General features: G+C 42.5%; 14 protein-coding genes and 1 pseudogene. 10 read left to right on the top strand and 5 right to left on the bottom strand.

Going from position 1 to position 18,716, the window contains the following annotated elements; all coding sequences use genetic code 11:
* Window positions 1-412 precede the first annotated feature (412 nt).
* Together DDV21_RS08270 and DDV21_RS08265 are read right to left on the bottom strand one after the other, a co-directional pair.
* The gene (locus DDV21_RS08270) at window positions 413-1,234 is read right to left on the bottom strand and encodes a transporter substrate-binding domain-containing protein (RefSeq protein WP_116879127.1); all 822 of its coding nucleotides are present in this window, start codon (window positions 1,232-1,234) and stop codon (window positions 413-415) included.
* A 10-nt stretch (window positions 1,235-1,244) separates the two neighbouring features.
* Window positions 1,245-2,009 (bottom strand): amino acid ABC transporter ATP-binding protein, encoded by a 765-nt coding sequence (locus DDV21_RS08265; protein WP_116879126.1) that lies wholly within the window; start codon window positions 2,007-2,009, stop codon window positions 1,245-1,247.
* 380 nt (window positions 2,010-2,389) lie between these two features.
* Here DDV21_RS08265 and yycF point away from each other — a divergent pair, with 380 nt between their 5' ends.
* The 8 genes from yycF (at window position 2,390) to ftsY (ending at window position 13,382) form a co-directional block, all read left to right on the top strand.
* On the top strand, window positions 2,390-3,100 hold the full coding sequence (gene yycF / locus DDV21_RS08260; protein ID WP_116879125.1) for a response regulator YycF: 711 nt from the start codon (window positions 2,390-2,392) through the stop codon (window positions 3,098-3,100).
* Window positions 3,093-4,451, top strand: a complete 1,359-nt coding sequence (gene vicK / locus DDV21_RS08255; RefSeq protein WP_116879124.1) for a cell wall metabolism sensor histidine kinase VicK — start codon at window positions 3,093-3,095, stop codon at window positions 4,449-4,451. Before yycF ends, vicK begins: the two co-directional genes overlap by 8 nt.
* A gap of 2 nt (window positions 4,452-4,453) precedes the next feature.
* Window positions 4,454-5,263: an MBL fold metallo-hydrolase gene (locus tag DDV21_RS08250; RefSeq protein WP_116879123.1), complete on the top strand. Its 810-nt coding sequence runs from the start codon at window positions 4,454-4,456 to the stop codon at window positions 5,261-5,263.
* Window positions 5,264-5,886: 623 nt separating this feature from the next.
* Window positions 5,887-6,573 carry a ribonuclease III gene (gene rnc / locus DDV21_RS08245; RefSeq protein ID WP_116878190.1) on the top strand — a complete coding sequence of 229 codons (687 nt, stop codon included), beginning with the start codon at window positions 5,887-5,889 and terminating at the stop codon, window positions 6,571-6,573.
* A 7-nt stretch (window positions 6,574-6,580) separates the two neighbouring features.
* Entirely contained in the window at window positions 6,581-10,120 is a 3,540-nt protein-coding gene (gene smc / locus DDV21_RS08240) for a chromosome segregation protein SMC (RefSeq protein WP_116878191.1), read from the top strand.
* A 155-nt stretch (window positions 10,121-10,275) separates the two neighbouring features.
* The gene (locus DDV21_RS08235; RefSeq protein WP_116878192.1) at window positions 10,276-11,073 is read left to right on the top strand and encodes an HAD family hydrolase; all 798 of its coding nucleotides are present in this window, start codon (window positions 10,276-10,278) and stop codon (window positions 11,071-11,073) included.
* A gap of 3 nt (window positions 11,074-11,076) precedes the next feature.
* Window positions 11,077-11,898: a Cof-type HAD-IIB family hydrolase gene (locus tag DDV21_RS08230; protein WP_116878193.1), complete on the top strand. Its 822-nt coding sequence runs from the start codon at window positions 11,077-11,079 to the stop codon at window positions 11,896-11,898.
* Between the two features lie 2 nt (window positions 11,899-11,900).
* The gene (gene ftsY / locus DDV21_RS08225; protein WP_116878194.1) at window positions 11,901-13,382 is read left to right on the top strand and encodes a signal recognition particle-docking protein FtsY; all 1,482 of its coding nucleotides are present in this window, start codon (window positions 11,901-11,903) and stop codon (window positions 13,380-13,382) included.
* A gap of 282 nt (window positions 13,383-13,664) precedes the next feature.
* Here ftsY and DDV21_RS08220 read toward each other — a convergent pair whose 3' ends face one another.
* The 3 genes from DDV21_RS08220 to DDV21_RS11780 all read right to left on the bottom strand — a co-directional run bounded on the left by DDV21_RS08220 (window position 13,665) and on the right by DDV21_RS11780 (window position 15,690).
* Window positions 13,665-14,480: a TIGR03943 family putative permease subunit gene (locus DDV21_RS08220; protein WP_116878195.1), complete on the bottom strand. Its 816-nt coding sequence runs from the start codon at window positions 14,478-14,480 to the stop codon at window positions 13,665-13,667.
* Complete coding sequence (locus DDV21_RS08215) at window positions 14,480-15,382, bottom strand: permease (protein WP_116878196.1); 903 nt, start codon at window positions 15,380-15,382, stop codon at window positions 14,480-14,482. The genes DDV21_RS08220 and DDV21_RS08215 overlap by 1 nt, the downstream gene beginning before the upstream one ends.
* Window positions 15,383-15,540: 158 nt before the next feature.
* Window positions 15,541-15,690, bottom strand: coding sequence for an SPJ_0845 family protein (locus tag DDV21_RS11780; RefSeq protein ID WP_162886300.1), 150 nt, complete (start codon window positions 15,688-15,690; stop codon window positions 15,541-15,543).
* Between the two features lie 236 nt (window positions 15,691-15,926).
* Here DDV21_RS11780 and DDV21_RS08210 point away from each other — a divergent pair, with 236 nt between their 5' ends.
* On the top strand, window positions 15,927-18,059 hold the full coding sequence (locus DDV21_RS08210) for a Tex family protein (RefSeq protein WP_116878197.1): 2,133 nt from the start codon (window positions 15,927-15,929) through the stop codon (window positions 18,057-18,059).
* Window positions 18,046-18,482, top strand: a pseudogene (locus DDV21_RS08205) (SprT family protein). The gene DDV21_RS08210 and the pseudogene DDV21_RS08205 overlap by 14 nt, the downstream one beginning before the upstream one ends.
* The last annotated feature ends 234 nt before the right edge of the window (window positions 18,483-18,716 follow it).

The raw sequence follows: 18,716 nt of genomic DNA, 5'->3' as shown, positions 1-18,716 counted from the left end.
GTCTACGGCTAAGGCTGTTTAGCAATATGCTTGCATCACACTAGCAGATATACTGCACAGAGCAGCCACACTCGTAGTCAGCCTGCGACTTCCTACGAGTGCGTCTCTTTTTCACTAGGATTTTAGGCCGTGTTCAATTCTACAAGATACAAAGGCCGTTAAGAACGCAAAGAGAAAATAGGCGTCCGACCGCTGAGTCACTAAAGACTCAAGGGAGGGCGGACTTTTTCTCACAGCGTTTAGGCCGTGTTCAATTCCACAAGATACAGAATATTGCCAAACTGACTGATCAACTCATCGATTTCCACAAATCTGTACTTACAACATTTTAACTTTACAGCTGATCAAGCTTTACAATACGGTTTAAGAGGAGAGGATCGGTATCTTTTTGGTAAAGTCTGTAGTTTATTAATTATTTAGTTGTTACTGATTCTGCAGCAGCAGGTGTCAAGTCATATTTATCGTAGATTTGCTGAAGGCTGCCGTCTTTACTCCACTGGCTGAGCAGATTATTAATGTAGTCTGTAATATCAGTATTAGACTTCTTAGTGGCAATGCCGTATTCTTGTGTATTGAATCCTTCTTTAAGAATTTCAGTTTTCTTGCTGACATAACCTGTGAGAATGGACTTGTCTACAGAAAAGGCATCAATACGGGTTGCGTAAAGCGAGATGGCTAATTCGGGGAAGCTTCCCAGCTGAACATATTTAAAGGATAAATCATGCTCTTTAGCGTAAGCTTCCAAATTTGCTTTTGTTGTAGCCCCTTGCGACACGCCGATGGTCATGCCGTCTAAATCAGCTATCGTTTTAATATGGCTGGATTTTCTGACCAGAAAACCGATTTCATCATAGTAATATGGGTTGGAAATACTGTAATTCGCTTGGCGTTCTTCAGTAATCGTGTAGGTAGCAATCAAAATATCAATCTGGCCGTTATCCATGAGCGGCTCTCGGGTTTGAGTGGTCACAGCCACGTATTCGACTTTAACTCCCAGATCTGCAGCGATTCTTTGGGCGATATCGATTTCCATACCTTCATATTTCCCAGTATCAGCACTGTAATAACCGAAGTTGGGGACATCCTGTTTGACACCTACTTTCAGAACACCGGCATCTTTAATCTTTTGAATCTGTTCCGAATCAGCGGCAGCAACCCTTTTCTGACCTGTGAATAAGAAAGTAAGAATCAGAAAAACAGCAGCTAGACTTGTCAGAAATGGTTTTAATTTCATAACATTCCTCCTATTTGACTGATACGCGTTCACTGGTATGGTTGATAATTTTGCTTAAGAACTGTTTAGCACGCGGTTCCGTAGGATTGTCAAAGAAATTCTGAACATCGGTTGTGTCGACTAAAATTTCGCCATCAGCCATAAAGATAATACGATCGGCAACCTCTCTAGCAAAGCCCATTTCATGTGTCACAACAATCATGTTCATTCCTTCCTTAGCCAGATTCTGCATGACTGCAAGCACATCACCGATTGTTTCAGGGTCAAGAGCTGAAGTCGGCTCATCAAAAAGCAGCAGTTCCGGATTCATAGCTAAGCCGCGGGCGATGGCAATCCGCTGTTTTTGGCCTCCGGAAAGCATTCCTGGGAAGGAATCTTTGCGATCCCACATGTTAACATAAGTCAAATATTGTTCAGCAATGGCATCAGCCTCTTTTTGGGATTTCCCTAAAACTTTAGTTAAAGCTAAAGTAACATTTTCTAACACCGTCTTGTGAGGGTAGAGATTAAAATGCTGAAAAACCATACCGACTTCTTTACGGAGCTGTACCAAATCCTTAGCAGAAGCGCTGCCAAGCTCATGTCCGTTAACAATCAGTCTCCCGCTGTCAATAGATTCCAGAGCGTTCATCGTTCGAATGAGCGTTGATTTGCCTGAGCCAGAGGGCCCGAGCAGAACAACAACCTGTCCTGCTTCAATGGTCAGATTGATATTGCGCAGAGCATGATATTCTCCGTAATATTTTTCAACATTTTTATATTCAATAAGAGCCATAGCATTCTCCTTTTTGTTCTTGTTAGCTTTTCTCACATATAGAAATAGTTTACCACAGATAGGCTTTCGTGTCAATTATCAGAAGATTTGAATAAAAATATTTTGGTTTTTATGCAATAATAAAGCTGAATTCAGAAAGAGGTCACGCTAAAATCATGAGGGATTTATCAGTTGTCATTATTTTCCGTTTGACAGCCATCCTGGGATTTCGGTAAGTCTCTGTCTGGTTCTCTGAACTGGTTTGATATGCCGAATGTTTTAAAATAATAGGTTTTTTTGCTATAATTAAAAAGTGTATAGTTTTTACTGAAAAATATACTCAGGCCATCATCAGGCACTATTTGTTTGGGATGGCAAAATAAACCTGAAGAGGTGAAAAAATGAAGAAAATTCTTATCGTAGATGACGAGAAACCAATCTCTGATATTATCAAATTTAATTTAGCTAAAGAAGGTTATGATACAGTGACAGCCTTTGACGGCCGTGAAGCACTGATAAAATACGAAGAAGAACATCCAGATTTAATTATTCTCGATTTAATGTTGCCTGAACTAGATGGACTTGAAGTTGCCAAGGAAGTACGGAAAACCAGTCATATTCCTATTATTATGCTTTCTGCAAAAGACAGTGAATTTGATAAGGTAATCGGTCTTGAAATCGGAGCAGATGATTATGTAACAAAACCTTTTTCAAATCGTGAACTGTTGGCACGGGTCAAAGCCCATTTGCGTCGGACAGAAAATATTGAAACTGCAGTCGCAGAGGAGAATGCGTCAGCTGAAACACCGGAAATCACTATCGGCGAGCTGCAGATTTTGCCGGATGCTTTTGTTGCTTTGAAACGCGGCTCAGAGGTTGAACTGACTCACCGTGAATTTGAACTGCTGCACCATTTGGCAACACATATCGGTCAAGTGATGACAAGGGAGCATTTGCTTGAAACTGTCTGGGGCTATGATTATTTTGGTGATGTCAGAACCGTTGATGTCACTGTCAGACGTTTACGTGAGAAAATTGAGGATACTCCCAGTCGGCCGGAATATATTTTGACCAGACGCGGTGTCGGATATTATATGAAATCTTATGAATAATGATATTATAGGCAATCTAAACACTTTTGAACTTGCTATTCTAATCCTGCTTGTTTTTGTGGCCTTTTACTTTATCCATCTGGCTATTCGCGACTTTCGTTTTTCTAAGAATATACGTATGCTCAGTGATAAAGTCAGGAATTTAATTACTGGCAATTACACGGGGGATATCAAAGTCACAGGTGATGCCGATATGCGGGAACTGGCCGAACACCTCAATGATCTGTCTAAAGTTTTTCAGCTCACCCATGAAAATCTGGCTCAGGAAAAAAACCGGCTGGCAAGTATTCTTGCTTATATGACTGACGGAGTGCTGGCTACTGACCGAACCGGGCAGATTACTATGATCAACGAGATGGCACAAAAACAGCTGAATTTAAAGCGTGAAGAGGCATTACAGCTGAATATTGTGGATATTTTAGGTCAAGACAGTCCCTACAGCTACAGCGATTTAGTAGCAAAAACGCCAGAGCTTGTTTTGGATCAGCGCAATGAATTTGATGAATTTATTACTTTGCGTATCCGCTTTGCCCTCAATCGGAGAGAAAGCGGCTTTATCTCAGGTCTGGTAGCTGTTTTGCACGATACCACAGAGCAGGAAAAAGAAGAACGCGAACGGCGCTTGTTTGTTTCAAATGTCAGTCATGAGCTGCGGACGCCTTTAACATCTGTAAAATCCTATCTGGAGGCTTTGGATGAGGGGGCACTCAAAGAGGATATCGCTCCCAGTTTCATCAAAGTTTCTTTGGATGAGACCAACCGGATGATGCGGATGATTTCTGATTTGCTGAATTTGTCCAGAATTGATAATCAAGTTACTCAGTTGGATATCGAAATGATTAATTTCACGGCCTTTATGACATCGGTGCTGGATCGTTTTGACCATATTAAAAATCAAGAGAGCTTTGGCGGGAAGTATTATGAGATTGTCCGTGATTATCCCAATGTACCTGTTTGGATTGAAATTGATACAGATAAAATGACTCAGGTGCTGGATAATATTATCAACAATGCTATAAAATATTCTCCGGACGGGGCCAATATTACAATCAGTATGAAAACAACAGACACCCAGCTGATTATCGCAGTTGCTGATGAAGGGCTGGGTATCCCTAAAAAAGATCTGCCCTTAATTTTTGACCGTTTTTACCGCGTCGATAAGGCTAGAAGCAGGGCTCAAGGAGGAACAGGGCTGGGTCTGGCTATTGCTAAGGAAATCATTAAGCAGCATCAAGGCTTTATATGGGCCAAGAGTGAATACGGGAAAGGTTCGACCTTTACCATTGTTTTGCCTTATGAAAAGTCTGCTAGTACTAGTATTTATGAAGAGTGGGAGGAAGACAGCGACTGATTATGTCAGAAAGCGGATTTAAGTACAGTGTTTTAGCATCAGGTTCCAGCGGTAACAGTTTTTATCTTGAAACTGACCAAAAAAAGATCTTGGTTGATGCTGGCCTGACTGGTAAGAAGATTACCAGTCTTTTAGCTGAAATCAACCGCAAACCGGAAGATCTTGATGCTATTTTAATTACACATGAGCACTCAGATCATATAAAAGGAGTCGGTGTTTTAGCGCGTAAATATCATTTGGACCTCTACGCCAATGAAAAAACGTGGCAGGTAATAGACGAACATCATATGATTGGTTCGGTCAGCCAAGAACAAAAGCATATTTTTAAACGCGGCAGCATGATGACTTTTGGCGACCTTGACATTGAAAGTTTCGGTGTCAGTCATGATGCAGCCGAGCCGCAGTTTTATCGGTTTATGAAAGATAATAAAAGTTTTGTCATGCTGACAGATACCGGGTATGTCAGTGACCGTTTAGCAGGCTTGATTGAAAACGCAGATGCTTACTTGATTGAATCGAATCATGATATTGAGATTCTTCGGTCCGGTTCGTATCCTTGGCGGCTCAAGCAGCGTATTCTGTCGGACAGAGGCCATCTGTCCAATGATGACGGTGCGCAGGCTATGATTCGGTCAATCGGCAATCGGACACGAAAGATCTACTTAGGCCATCTTAGTAAAGAAAACAATATTAAAGAGCTTGCACATATGACGATGGAGACCAGTCTTTTAGCCGCAGATTTAGGAGCTGGAACTGATTTTAAAGTTTTTGATACATCGCCTGATACAGCAACTCCTTTGACCAAAATTTAGGTAATAAACCGACAGCTTTTTGAGTTAGCAAACTGTGTGAAGTGTGAATGAGAGATTATTCAGCAGGTAAGGCAGCGCCAGTCTAAAAAATGAAGATTGAGGGAAATCTGTCAGAACTAGAGAGTCTGTCTCACTCTCTTGCTTGCCGCCAGCCGTAGACGTCTGAAAGCTTTGCCGTCCTGACAGGGGTGCGGCTGCGAAATCACAGATTTCGGACTTGCCGCCTTTTCATACGGATTTTTACACGGCCTTTGTATCTTGTTGGAACTGAACACGGCCTAAACGCTATGAGAAAAAGATCGCCCTCCCTTGAGTCTTTAGTGACTCAGCGGTCGGACGCCTATTTTCTCTTTGCGTTCTTAACGGCCTTTGTATCTTGTTGGAACTGAACACGGCCTAAACGCTATGAGAAAAAGATCGCCCTCCCTTGAGTCTTTAGTGACTCAGCGGTCGGACGCCTATTTTCTCTTTGCGTTCTTAACGGCCTTTGTATCTTGTGGAATTGAACACGGCCTAAAATCCTAGTGAAAAAGATGGCTGTCATCGTGATGCTTAGGCATCACTTGCCATCCCCTATTTTCATACGGATTTTTACACGGCCTTTGTATCTTGTTGGAGGGGTTATGAAGAATTTAGAACATAAATTGTTAACTGATTTTAAGATTCGCTTTAGCGATGCGAGTTTATTGGATACGGCTTTTACGCATACGTCATATGCAAATGAACATCGTCTCCTAAACATTTCACACAATGAACGTTTGGAATTTTTAGGAGACGCGGTTCTGCAGCTGTTGATTTCTCAGTATTTATTTAAAAGGTACCCGCAAAAAGCTGAAGGGGAACTGTCTAAGCGGCGATCAGTGATTGTGCGTGAAGAAAGTTTGGCTGGTTTTTCACGCCAATGCGGTTTTGACCAGTTTGTCAAACTGGGGAAAGGAGAAGAAAAGTCTGGCGGCCGCAGCCGTGATACTATTTTAGGAGACCTTTTTGAAGCATTTTTAGGGGCGCTTTTTTTGGATCAGGGATTGGAGACTGTTAAAGTATTTTTAGATCAGGTGATGATTCCCCAAGTTGAAAAAGGCAATTTTGAACGTGTTAAGGATTATAAAACGGGGCTGCAGGAGCTGCTTCAGACTCAAGGGGATGTTTTTATTGATTACCGAGTTGTTGCTGAGTCCGGACCGGCACATGACAAAGTATTTGAAGTAGCTGTTTTTGTCAATGAAAGAGAACTCAGCCGCGGAACCGGCAGGTCGAAAAAATTAGCTGAGCAGACAGCTGCCAAAAAAGCTTTAGATCAATTCCAGTGAGGAAGAAATGTTTTTAAAAGAAATTGAAATGCAGGGCTTCAAATCCTTTGCGGATAAAACGAAGATTACCTTTGATAAAGGAGTGACAGCTGTTGTCGGTCCTAATGGTTCTGGCAAGAGCAATATTACTGAAAGTCTGCGCTGGGCACTGGGAGAATCCAGTGCCAAAAGCTTGCGCGGCGGCAAGATGCCCGATGTCATCTTTGCCGGAACTGAGAATCGTAAGGCGCTTAATTATGCTCAAGTTACGGTTGTTTTGGATAACAGTGATGGTTTTATTAAAGAGGCCAAAGACGAAATCCGTGTTGAGCGCCATATTTACCGCAGCGGTGACAGTGATTATCTGATTGACGGGCGTAAGGTACGTCTGCGTGATGTCCATGATTTATTCATGGATACCGGACTGGGGCGGGATTCTTTTTCTATTATTTCTCAAGGACGTGTTGAAGCTATTTTTAACAGTAAACCTGAGGAACGGCGTGCTATCTTTGAGGAGGCTGCCGGTGTTTTAAAATATAAAACCCGTAAAAAAGAAACTCAGAGTAAACTCGGTCAGACTCAAGATAATTTAGATCGTTTGGCAGATATTATTTATGAATTAGAAACTCAGATAAAGCCGCTCGAAAAACAAGCACAGACGGCAAAAGAATTTTTAGCGCTGGAAGAGCAGCGTAAACAGCTCCAGTTGGATATCCTGGTAGAAGATATTGATAATGATAAATTGAAGCTGGACCGCAGTACCCAAGAACTTGAAGAGGTCAAGAAACAATTATCGGTCTATTATAAGGAGCGTCAGAATTTAGAAACTAAGAATCAAACGTTGAAAAAACGCCGGCATACCATTTCGGAAGAAATGAACCAGAAACAGACTGGTCTGGTCGAACTTACGCGGCTGCTTGCTGACACTGAACGGCGAATTGATTTGATTAATTTGGAATCCAGCCAAAAACAAGAGCGCCAACAGGAAGCAGATCAGCGTTTGACTGCCCTTAATGCAGAGGCTGCTTCTTTAAAAAGTGATTTAGCGGATAAAGAAGAATACCTGCGGCAATTATCGGAGAAGCTGACCCGTCTGTCTGCTGAAATAAAGGAACTGGAAGCCGAATCAGAACGCATTTCATCCGATCCGGATCAGATGTTGGAAAAGCTGCGTGAAAACTTTGTGCAAATAATGCAGAAAGAAGCTGATGCTTCCAATAATTTAACGGCTGTTTTGACAGAGATAGACAATCAGAAACAGCTGTCAGAATCGCAGGCTGAGGAAATTGAACAGCTTCAGCAGGAACTGGAAACAGCCGGTCAGGAGACTGAAAATGCCTCGGCCAATGTTGCAAAGGCTAAGAACGTACTGAAAGAACTGCTGGACCAATATCAAAATCTTTCTCAGCAGCTTCAAACAGATGAAAAGAAGTATGAAGATGAACGCGCAAAAATGTTTGCTCTGGCCGATTCGCTTAGGGCAAAGGAAGCTAGACGGGACAGCTTGTCGGCTATAATAAAAAATCATAGTAACTTTTATGCTGGGGTCAGAGCAGTGCTGCAAAACTCAGCAAAGCTCGGTGGTATTATTGGCGCAGTCAGTGAACATTTAAGCTTTCCGCATGATTACCAGACCGCATTTGAAATTGTTCTGGGGGCGAGCAGCCAGCATATTATTGTAGCTGATGAAGCTGCCGCAAAGCGGGCTATCGCTTACCTGAAAAAGAACAGACAGGGACGAGCTACTTTTCTGCCTTTGACGACGATTAAACCCAGAGAGCTGTCATCGCAGAATCTCTCTAAGCTGGCATCTTGTCAAGGCTTTCTGGGTGCAGCCAGCGAACTGGCAGTTTTTTCGCCTGATTTAGAAAAGATATTTAAAAACCTTTTAGGTCTAACTGCCCTCTTTGATACCGTTGACAATGCTAATCGCGCTGCCCGCCTCCTCAGATATCAGGTTCGTCTGGTGACACTTGACGGGACAGAAATCCGCCCGGGTGGTTCTTTTTCTGGCGGCAGCAGTCGTCAAAACAGCACAAGCTTTGTTAAGCCTGAACTGGAACATTTGACAGCTGAGATCGATGCCGAAAAGATCAATCAGCATAAACAGGAACAGCTGGTTGGCAGACTGAAACAGGTTCTGACAGAAAAGAAAGCGTCTCTGGAAGAAATAAAAACGGAAGGAGAAACAGCCCGTTTAGCTGAACAAAGGGCTGAACTGGAATATAATCGGCTGTCAGAGCGGCTCGGCGACTTGCAGGAAGTTTATCAGGGGCTGAAAGCCGGCAGTGCTGATCAGGCAAAAGAGCACTTAAACGAAGAAAAGGAAAAATTTGAGCAGCTTTTAGCTGGTTTAGCTGAGAAAAAAGAAGCATTGACAGCTGAAATTGAGCAAATCAAGGAGAATAAGGGTGTCCTCAGTCAAAAAGCGGATAATCTGGCTCAGGAATTAGCCAAGGCAAGGCTTGATGAGCGTGAGCTGCTCAGCGAAAAGAAATTCGAAGAAGCTAATAAAAACCGTTTAAAAAACAATCTGACGGAGACAGAAACGAATATTAAAGAGCTGGAAGTCCTTTTAAGAGACCGGCTTAGTCTTTCAGCTGATCAAGAGCTGCCGAAACTGCAGACACAGCTGTCAGAAGCCAAAGCAAGGAAAGAAGAGGATGAAAAACGTTTAGTCCAGCTCCGTATTGAACTGGAGGATTGCGAAGCTCAGCTTGAGGAACTATCACTGGCTGTTCAGGAGGCTAACCAGCAAAACGAAGTTTTTATCCGCAAGCAAGCTCAATATGAAGCGGAGATTGAACAGATTTCAGAAAGACTGAGGATTTCTGCCCGCAGTCTGGCAGAGGATTACCAGATGACCTTGGATGAAGCTAAAACTAGGGCCCAAACCATTGAAGACAGTAAACTAGCAAGGCAAAAGCTGCAGACGCTGCGGCGTCAGATCAAAGCTTTGGGGCCGATTAATGTCGATGCGATCGAGCAATATGATGAAGTTAACGAGCGTCTTCTTTTTCTAAACAGCCAAAAGGACGATTTGGTTCGGGCTAAAAATCTGCTGCTTGAAACCATTCATGAGATGGATGATGAAGTTAAAAACCGTTTTAAAGTCACTTTTGCAGCTATCCGTGACAGCTTCAAAGAAACCTTTAAGCAAATGTTTGGCGGCGGTTCCAGCGATCTCTTCTTAACCGAAGGCGATCTTTTAACAGCTGGTATCGAGATTTCCGTACAGCCGCCAGGTAAGAAAATTCAATCGCTCAATTTGATGAGCGGTGGCGAAAAAGCTTTGTCTGCCTTAGCGCTATTATTTGCGATTATTCGCGTCAGAACGATTCCTTTTGTTATACTTGATGAAGTGGAGGCTGCCCTTGATGAGGCAAATGTTAAACGATTCGGAGATTATCTCAACCGTTTTGACAAATCCAGCCAGTTTATCGTGGTGACTCACCGTAAAGGGACAATGGCTGCAGCTGACAGTATTTATGGGGTCACTATGCAGGAATCAGGTGTGTCAAAAATTGTTTCTGTCAAACTCAAAGAAGCGGAAGAACTGCTTAATTAGACGGACTGAAAGGAGCTTGTCCGATGTGCAGAGCAAAGTGGTAATGAGAAGACGGGGCTCCCGTCTCTTTTCCTTTGCTTATATATTAATAATACTGTTGGATACAGCAAAGCAGATTGTTTTTTGCTACAATAAAGTTATATAATGAGGTTAATATGATAAAATTAGTTGCGACAGACCTTGATGGAACCTTTTTAGCTCCTGATGGAACCTATGATCAGCAGAGATTAGATAATCTGCTGCATAAATTTAAGGAGCGGGACATACTGTTTGTTGCTGCCAGCGGCCGGTCGCTTTTAACTTTAGAAAAGCTGTTTGCGGCCTACAGAGACAGAATCGCTTTTATTGCTGATAACGGCAGTTTGGTAAAAGCAGACGGAGAGCTCATTTTTGAGGCCAGTATCAGTCCTGAGCAATATCAGGATATAGCGGCACTTTTGTCAGCGAGTCCCTATATGTCAGCTTACGATTTTCTTCTTTCGGGCCGTCAGGGAGCTTATCTGCATACTAAGGCCAGCAGCACCTATTACTCTTTTATCAGTCAGTACTATGATAATATTCAGTATGTCTCCGATTTTGCAGCTGTTTCAGACACTATTTTAAAGTTAACGGCTAATTTTTCAGAACAGACACTTAAGCAGGGTGAATCCTGGTTCAATGAGCGGGTGGACTATGCCCGTGCTGTGACTACTGGCTTTAATTCAGTCGATATTATTCTAAAAAATATCAATAAGCAAATTGGGCTTGAGCAGCTCTGCAGCAAATATGGGATAAAATCTTCGGAAGTTCTGGCTTTCGGCGATAATTTGAATGATTTTGAGATGCTGTCTTTTGCGGGAACTGCTGTTGCAACAGGCAATGCACAGCCTGAAATTAAAGCTCTTGCAGACCGCGTTATCGGTTCTTGTGCTGATGGCGCCGTCTTAGCTTATATGGAAAGAATGGTTACATAAATAATGACAGAAATAAAATTATTGGCTCTTGATTTAGATGGGACTCTTTACAATAAAAAGAAACGGGTTTCAGATGAAAACAAAGCCGCTTTAAAGGCTGCTCAGGCTAAAGGCGTCAAAGTGGTTATTACTACCGGCCGTCCCTTAAAAGCTATCGGCGGCCTGCTGGAAGAACTTAGCTTGATAAGTGCAGATGATTACAGCATTACCTTTAATGGCGGCCTTGTGCAGCGCAATACCGGGGGAATTCTGGATAAAAGTGAATTAAGCCGACAGCATCTGAACAGACTCTATACCGTTTTTGAGCCTCTAGGTCTTCCTTTGGATATATTGAGTGACGGCACTGTTTACAGCTTAGCCAGCCGCGGTCATCACTCGCTTTATCACAAAGCTAATCCGCTTTTGACTTTCGTAGAAGTTGCTGACCTCGCTGCTGTTCCTGAGCATATTGTTTATAATAAAGCAGTCAGTGTCATTGAGGCGGCTTATCTCGATCAGCAAATTCAAAAACTTCCTGAAAGCTTGTATAATGAGTTTGAGGTTTTTAAATCACGTGATATTATTCTTGAAATTATGCCCAAGGGTGTCCATAAAGCGGTTGGTTTAGAAAGACTGACTAAACATCTGGGATTGAAAAGCAGTCAAGTTATGGCTGTAGGTGATGAAGAAAATGATTTATCCATGCTTGCCTGGGCCGGGTTGGGGGTTGCCATGGCTAATGGTACAGCAGCTGCTAAGGCAGCTGCTGATACTGTAACAAAACGTACTAATGATGAAGCCGGTGTGGCGGAAGCCATTCATAATTATATTTTAAGCGAGGATTAGCTATGGGACTGTTTGACCGTTTATTTGGAAATAAAAAAGAGAAAAAGCTGCAAGAATCAGAGGCTGGAGCTGCGCAGCAAGAAAAAGCTGTTTTTGAGCAGTCAGAGGAACAGCCGGTTCAGCAAACCGTTACTGATGAAGCAAAAGATATTTTGGAAACATCAGCGCCTGCTGCCGATGCTCAAATGGAAAGTGTTTCTGATGAGCCGCTGCAAGAGGAACTAGAGCCGCAGACAACTTTTCAAACACAAGAACAAGAGGAGGCATTTCCGTCTCAGCAGCCTGCCGATGACTCTTTGTTTAAAGAAGAAGCGGCGTCTGCTGAAGCAGAAAATCCGCCTGCTCAAGAGTTATTGAATGAGGCGGCAGGCGGTGATTCGGCAGCTGATACTGCCAATCAAGCAGCTGCAGATTTTATGGCTAAATATTATGCGCAAAAAGAAGCTATTGAAGCTGCTATAGCTGATGGAACCTATGTTAAACCTCAAGCACCAGAAAAAGCCTCTTCAGACGAAACAGCTGTCCAAGCAGATTTACCTTCGGCTTCTGAGCAGCCGGAAACAAAAGAAGAAAAATACAATCGCAGCCTTAAAAAGACTCGAACAGGGTTTAGTGCCCGTCTCAATGCTTTTTTAGCTAATTTTCGCCGTGTTGATGAAGACTTTTTCGAAGAATTGGAAGAAGTCCTCATCCTTTCGGACGTCGGTGTTAATGTAGCATCAACTTTATCAGAGGAGCTGCGTTATGAAGCGAAGTTAGAAAATGCGAAAAAACCAGAAGACTTAAGGCGGGTTATCATTGAGAAACTGGTTGATATTTACGAAAAAGACGATGTTTACAATGAAAAGCTGAATTTTCAGGACGATTTGACTGTTATGCTTTTTGTTGGTGTAAATGGTGTCGGAAAAACAACATCTATCGGGAAGTTAGCTTACCGATACAAGCAAGAGGGCAAAAAAGTCATGATGGTTGCCGCAGATACTTTTCGTGCCGGTGCTGTTGCTCAGCTTGTTGAATGGGGCCGGCGTGTGGATGTACCTGTTGTCACAGGTGCAGAAAAAGCGGACCCGGCTTCGGTTGTTTTTGACGGTGTTGAAAGAGCTGTTGCTGAGGACGTTGATCTTTTATTAATCGATACAGCAGGACGCTTGCAAAATAAAGACAATCTGATGGCAGAACTTGAAAAAATTGGCCGCATTATTAAGCGCGTGCTGCCGGATGCTCCTCATGAAACTCTCTTGGCTTTAGATGCTTCAACAGGTCAGAATGCCCTTAGTCAGGCTAAAGAATTTTCAAAAATTTTGCCTTTAACAGGTTTAATTCTGACTAAAATTGACGGGACAGCTAAAGGCGGCGTTGTATTAGCTATTCGCCAGGAATTGGATATCCCTGTTAAGCTGCTGGGCTTTGGTGAAAAAATTGACGATATTGGTGAATTTAATTCCGAAGACTTTATGAGAGGACTTTTAGAAGGGGTTTTCTAAAAGACGAGGCTGAGAAATATCTCAGTTTGGCTTACTTTATAAGTAAAAGGTAAAGACCGTTTGTTGAGCAGGTAAAGGAAAATAGAAAAACATCCGAGAAAAATCACTTTTTCGGATGTTTTTTCTGATTAAAGACAGAACGAGCTGCTGGAAGGAAACAAAGAGGGTTCAGTTTTTGCCTTGCTGCAGCTATTTATTAAAGGGGAGAATCATCTTGAAGAACAGCTGTGTTCCCATTTTTGATAAATACAAGAAAGAAGCAGACAATTTTGAATTGGTAATCTAAAAGACGCGGTAAACATAAGGATTATCAGGCTCTTTGCTTTCAGCTGCTTCTGTAATATGAAGGACAGGCAGGCTTTGTTCCAGTGTTTTATTGTATTCAATCGTAATAGTCCCTTTGACAGTGACCCAAGTATTATCAGTGTAGGTCTGATTGTTTCCTGTAGTCAGCAGCCCGTATACACCAGAATCGGCAATACAGTGAATAATGCCAAAGCGAAATAGGAATTGGTAGCCGGAATGATTTGGCTCATTATAAACAAAACCAGTATACTGAATCTCCTGGTTCATAAACTCATCTGGATAAAGATAGATCAGCTCCATAACTTCCATGTAGTTTTCGGTAGTAATGGTGAGTTCTTTAGCTCCCTGATATTTTTTAAGCTCTTTCTGCATTTCTTTTTGGTAAGCCGTTTCCGTAAAATAAAGACTGGTGTCTGGTTTTAAATACTGAATGGCCGTCCCGTCTTCGCTCTGTCCGCTTTTTGATGTTCCTGCAGCCAATGGGAAAGTGTATCCTTTAGCAGAAACAGTAGTTGAATCAAGGGTAGCGGTCGGCACCAGCAAGCCGACTAAAACAGGGAAAAGCAGTATTAAGGGACTGGTCAGTTTGGCTATTCTGCCTGACAAGTGACTGGGGAACTGCCATTTTTTCATCCAGATTGTCAGCTGAACGAGTGCTAAAATAAATGACAGCGCCATGGAAATATAGGCCAAATAAGAATAGTGGCTGTTGATATAGTGGTCCAATTTTCCGGATAACTGCAGATACATTGATAATTCAAAATAACCGACTAAGATTAAAAAACGAGCCATTAAACCACCCCCACAAGTAAACAATAGACGGTAATCATCAGTGCGGAAACACTGACAAACTGTATAATAAAGCGGCTCTTAAAAGATTTTGCCATCATCATCAAATTTTTAATATCGACCATCGGTCCAAACAGAAGGAAGGCCAGAACTGGTGCTAGACCAAATGTTGACAACAAGGAAGCACCGATAAAGGCATCCGCTTCGCTGCATAAAGACAGGATGAAGGCCAGCAGCATCATGACAAGAATCGCAGTCAGCGGATTTCCGCCGATTGTTGTTAAAATACGTGTTGGAACATAGATCTGCATTGCAGAGGCAATCAGGGTTCCAAAAACTAAATAGCGTCCCGTGTCGAAAAACTCATCAATCGCATGTCCCATAGCCAGAAAAACTTTTTTGCCTGCCTTTTCTTTAGAATAATTATGGCTGTGAACAGGCTGAGCAGAACTTTTCAGAATATTGTCGTCAACCAGAAAAGCCAGCATAAATCCTAGAACAAAAGCAGTCAAGACAGCCCCAAGAAGGCGCAGCATGAGAAAGCGCACGGAATTCCCAAAGGCAGAGTAGGTTGCAAACAAAACGATGGGATTGATGATAGGTGCTGTGGCTAAAAACGGGACAGCAGTATAGCTGGGAACTTTTTTTTCCAAGAAACGGTTAATGATTGGGACAATTCCGCATTCGCATGAAGGGAAAACAAAGCCAACAAAAGTACCAAAAAGAATGCGCAAAAATTTGTTTTTGGGAAGGTAGCGCTGAACCAAATCAGGTGTCACATAGACCTCGATAAATCCCGCTAAAATAGCACCTAAAAAGACAAAAGGAAGTGCTTCAATAATAATGGATAGAAAAATGGCCAGCCATTGAAGGACACTGTCAGGCAGCTGGTTAAAAAAGGCCATGAGTTGTTCTCCTTTTTCAGTAGAGCGGTAACAATAAAAGAAGGCCGGCTGCAGGCCTAAAAAATCAGGCAGGAGCAGTCCCTCTTTTTGCAGTCAGTATCAGTTTTTAGATCATCTGCCAAGCGGAGCAGCACTCTTTGTCAGAAAAATCCAGTCAACTAATTTGCGTCTTCGTCTTTGGAAGGGTTTGTTTTTTTACTGTCCTTTCCTTGTGAATCGCTTGGTTCCGACTTATCTGAATCAGGAAGAGTAGCAAAATTTTCCAGCATTTTTTCTAATCTGTCTTCACGTTTAAAGGTAATTGCCATAATATCAGCCTACTTTCTAAAAGATCATATTATTATTATACTATCAAATAAAAAAATAGTGGGATTTTAGCTTTATAAGTTTTAAAAAAGCTGCAAGTCCGAGAAATGTGCTAAGCGTAAGCTGTTCAGCCTAAGATTTTCTGATGGGTGCATTTTTCGGTTTTCTGCGAAAAAAGAGTGTATTCTTGATGATTTTCGTGACTTTTTCCGAAATTATATGCTAAAATAGTAACGTTATGGAAAATATAAATACGACAGCGATTGCTCAAGAACTGAGCATCAGAGAAAATCAAGTTGAAAAAGTTCTGGAATTAACGCTTGCAGGTAACACCATTCCTTTTATTGCCCGCTACCGCAAAGAAATGACAGGAAATTTAGATGAAATCCAGATTAAAACTATTCTGGATTTAGATAAAAGTCTGACAGCACTGTCGGAGCGGAAAGAAAAAGTTCTCGCTAAAATTTCTGAAGCAGGTAAGCTTACCCCAGAGCTTCAGCAAGCTATTGAAGCGGCGCCTAAATTAGCAGATGTTGAAGAACTTTATCTGCCTTATAAAGAGAAACGCCGTACCAAAGCAACGATCGCCCGTGAAGCCGGCCTTTTCCCACTAGCTAGGCTCATTTTACAAAACACGTCTGATCTTGAAACAGAAGCAGAAAAATTTATCACAGAGGGATTTGCCAGTGCTGAAGCGGCTCTCTCCGGTGCTGTTGATATACTTGTTGAGGCCATGTCAGATGATCCCAAACTGCGCTCATGGACCTATAATGAAATTTGGACCTACAGTTCACTTGCTTCAAGTCTGAAAGATCAAGCAGCTGACAGTGATAAAGTCTATCAGATTTACTACGATTTTTCTGAGAAGGTATCAAAAATTCAAGGCTATCGCGTCCTAGCCTTAAACCGTGGTGAAAAACAAGGTGTTTTGAAAATCCATTTTGTTCATAATACGGATAAAATGCTTCGCTTTTTTGCGACCCGATTTAAAGAAAAAAACACTTATATTGAACAGGTGATTTCACAGGCGGTCAAGAAAAAGATTGTTCCGGCAATGGAGCGCCGTATTCGTACAGAATTAACAGAGGCAGCTGAGGATGGAGCGATTGTGCTTTTTTCAGATAATCTGCGCCATTTGCTTTTGGTTTCACCGCTTAAGGGCAAGACCGTTTTAGGTTTCGATCCGGCTTTTCGGACAGGTGCAAAGCTGGCGGTTGTTGATCCGACCGGCAAACTGCTGACAACCCAAGTCATTTTTCCTGTTCCTCCTGCCGGCTCAGCTAAAATTGAACAGGCTAAACAGGAATTGGCCTCTCTACTTAAAGAATTTGCTGTAGAAATCATCGCTATCGGCAATGGGACAGCCAGCCGCGAAAGCGAGGCTTTTGTTGCAGAAGTCCTTAAAGACTTCCCTGAAATTAGTTACGTTATTGTCAATGAAAGCGGCGCCTCGGTCTACTCTGCTTCGGATCTGGCTCGGCAGGAGTTCCCTGATTTAACCGTTGAGAAACGCTCAGCTGTTTCAATCGCCCGTCGCCTGCAGGATCCTTTGGCAGAGCTTGTAAAAATTGATCCTAAGTCTATCGGTGTAGGACAGTATCAGCATGATGTCAGCCAAAAGAAACTGGCGGAAAATCTGGACTTTGTTGTTGAAACCGTAGTCAACCAAGTGGGAGTCAATATCAATACAGCCAGTCCTGCCCTCCTATCCCATGTTGCCGGCCTTAATAAATCCATTTCCGAAAATATTGTTAAATACCGCGAAGAACAAGGAAAGATAAAATCCCGCGATGAAATCAAACAGGTTCCACGTCTCGGCGCTAAAGCTTTTGAGCAGGCAGCCGGCTTTCTGCGTATTCCAGATGCAGAAAATATTTTGGACAATACTGGAGTGCATCCGGAAGCTTATGAAGCTGTTGAAAAACTCTTTGCCTTGCTGGATATTCAGGAACTGGACGAGTCTGCTCAGCTTAAATTGAGAGATGTAGAGATTTCGGATATGGCTCAGGAACTGAAGATAGGAAAGGAAACGCTGAAAGATATCCTGGCAGACCTTCTTAAACCTGGCCGCGACTTGCGTGATAATTTTGCTGCCCCTGTGTTACGTCAGGATATCCTTGATATTTCGGATCTGGAAATCGGTCAGCAGTTAGAAGGGACAGTGCGGAATGTTGTTGATTTCGGAGCTTTTGTGGATATTGGCCTGCACGATGACGGCCTTATCCATATTTCTGAAATGAGCAGCAGTTTTGTGAAACACCCCAGTCAGCTTGTTTCGGTTGGGGATATTGTGACAGTATGGGTATCTAAACTTGATCAGGAACGCGGAAAAATCAATCTCTCACTGGTAAATATCAATGAACATAACTGATTATGTCCGGCAGGTCTCACAGGAAGATTTTGGCGAAGAGTTTCGGCATCAGGCTCATTGGAATAAGAGACTGCGATCTACAGGCGGCCGTTTCTTTCCCTCGGACGGCCATCTGGAATTTAATTTCCGGCTTTATCAAGAACTGGATTTAACAGTGTTTAGAAAAATTGTTCGGCACGAACTTTGTCATTATCATCTTTTTTATGCCAATAAAGGCTATAAACACCGAGATGCCGACTTTAAAAAGCTTTTGCAGGAAGTTGGCGGGCTCCGTTACACCCCGCCTTTGCAGCAGGAAAAAACTTTTATGTTTATGCTTGCAAACAATGCGGCCAAGTCTACCAACGTCACCGCCGTGTCAACAGACAAAAATTTGTCTGCGGCCGCTGCTGCGGCAAATTAATCAGAAAAACTTCGGACTAAGAGTCTGAAAAAGAGAAATATAAAGGACATGGACAGTTTGTAAGTATGGACATATAAGCCCAGATTAGAAACAACATTGTTCATTTTTAAAGAAAAAAATGTCTAAGGTTTGACGACCTAGCACTGACTTAAGTTTTAGCCAGCCGCAGACGTCTGAAAGCTTTGCAGTCTCGACATCCTGCCGCACCCTTCTAGTCATCCTGGCAGGGGTGCGCCAACGAAATCACAGATTTC

The organism is Streptococcus chenjunshii, from assembly GCF_003086355.1.
Taxonomy (GTDB): Bacteria; Bacillota; Bacilli; order Lactobacillales; family Streptococcaceae; genus Streptococcus; species Streptococcus chenjunshii.
Note: the sequence above shows the minus strand (reverse complement) of the source record. Positions and strands in the feature narration are given on the sequence as shown.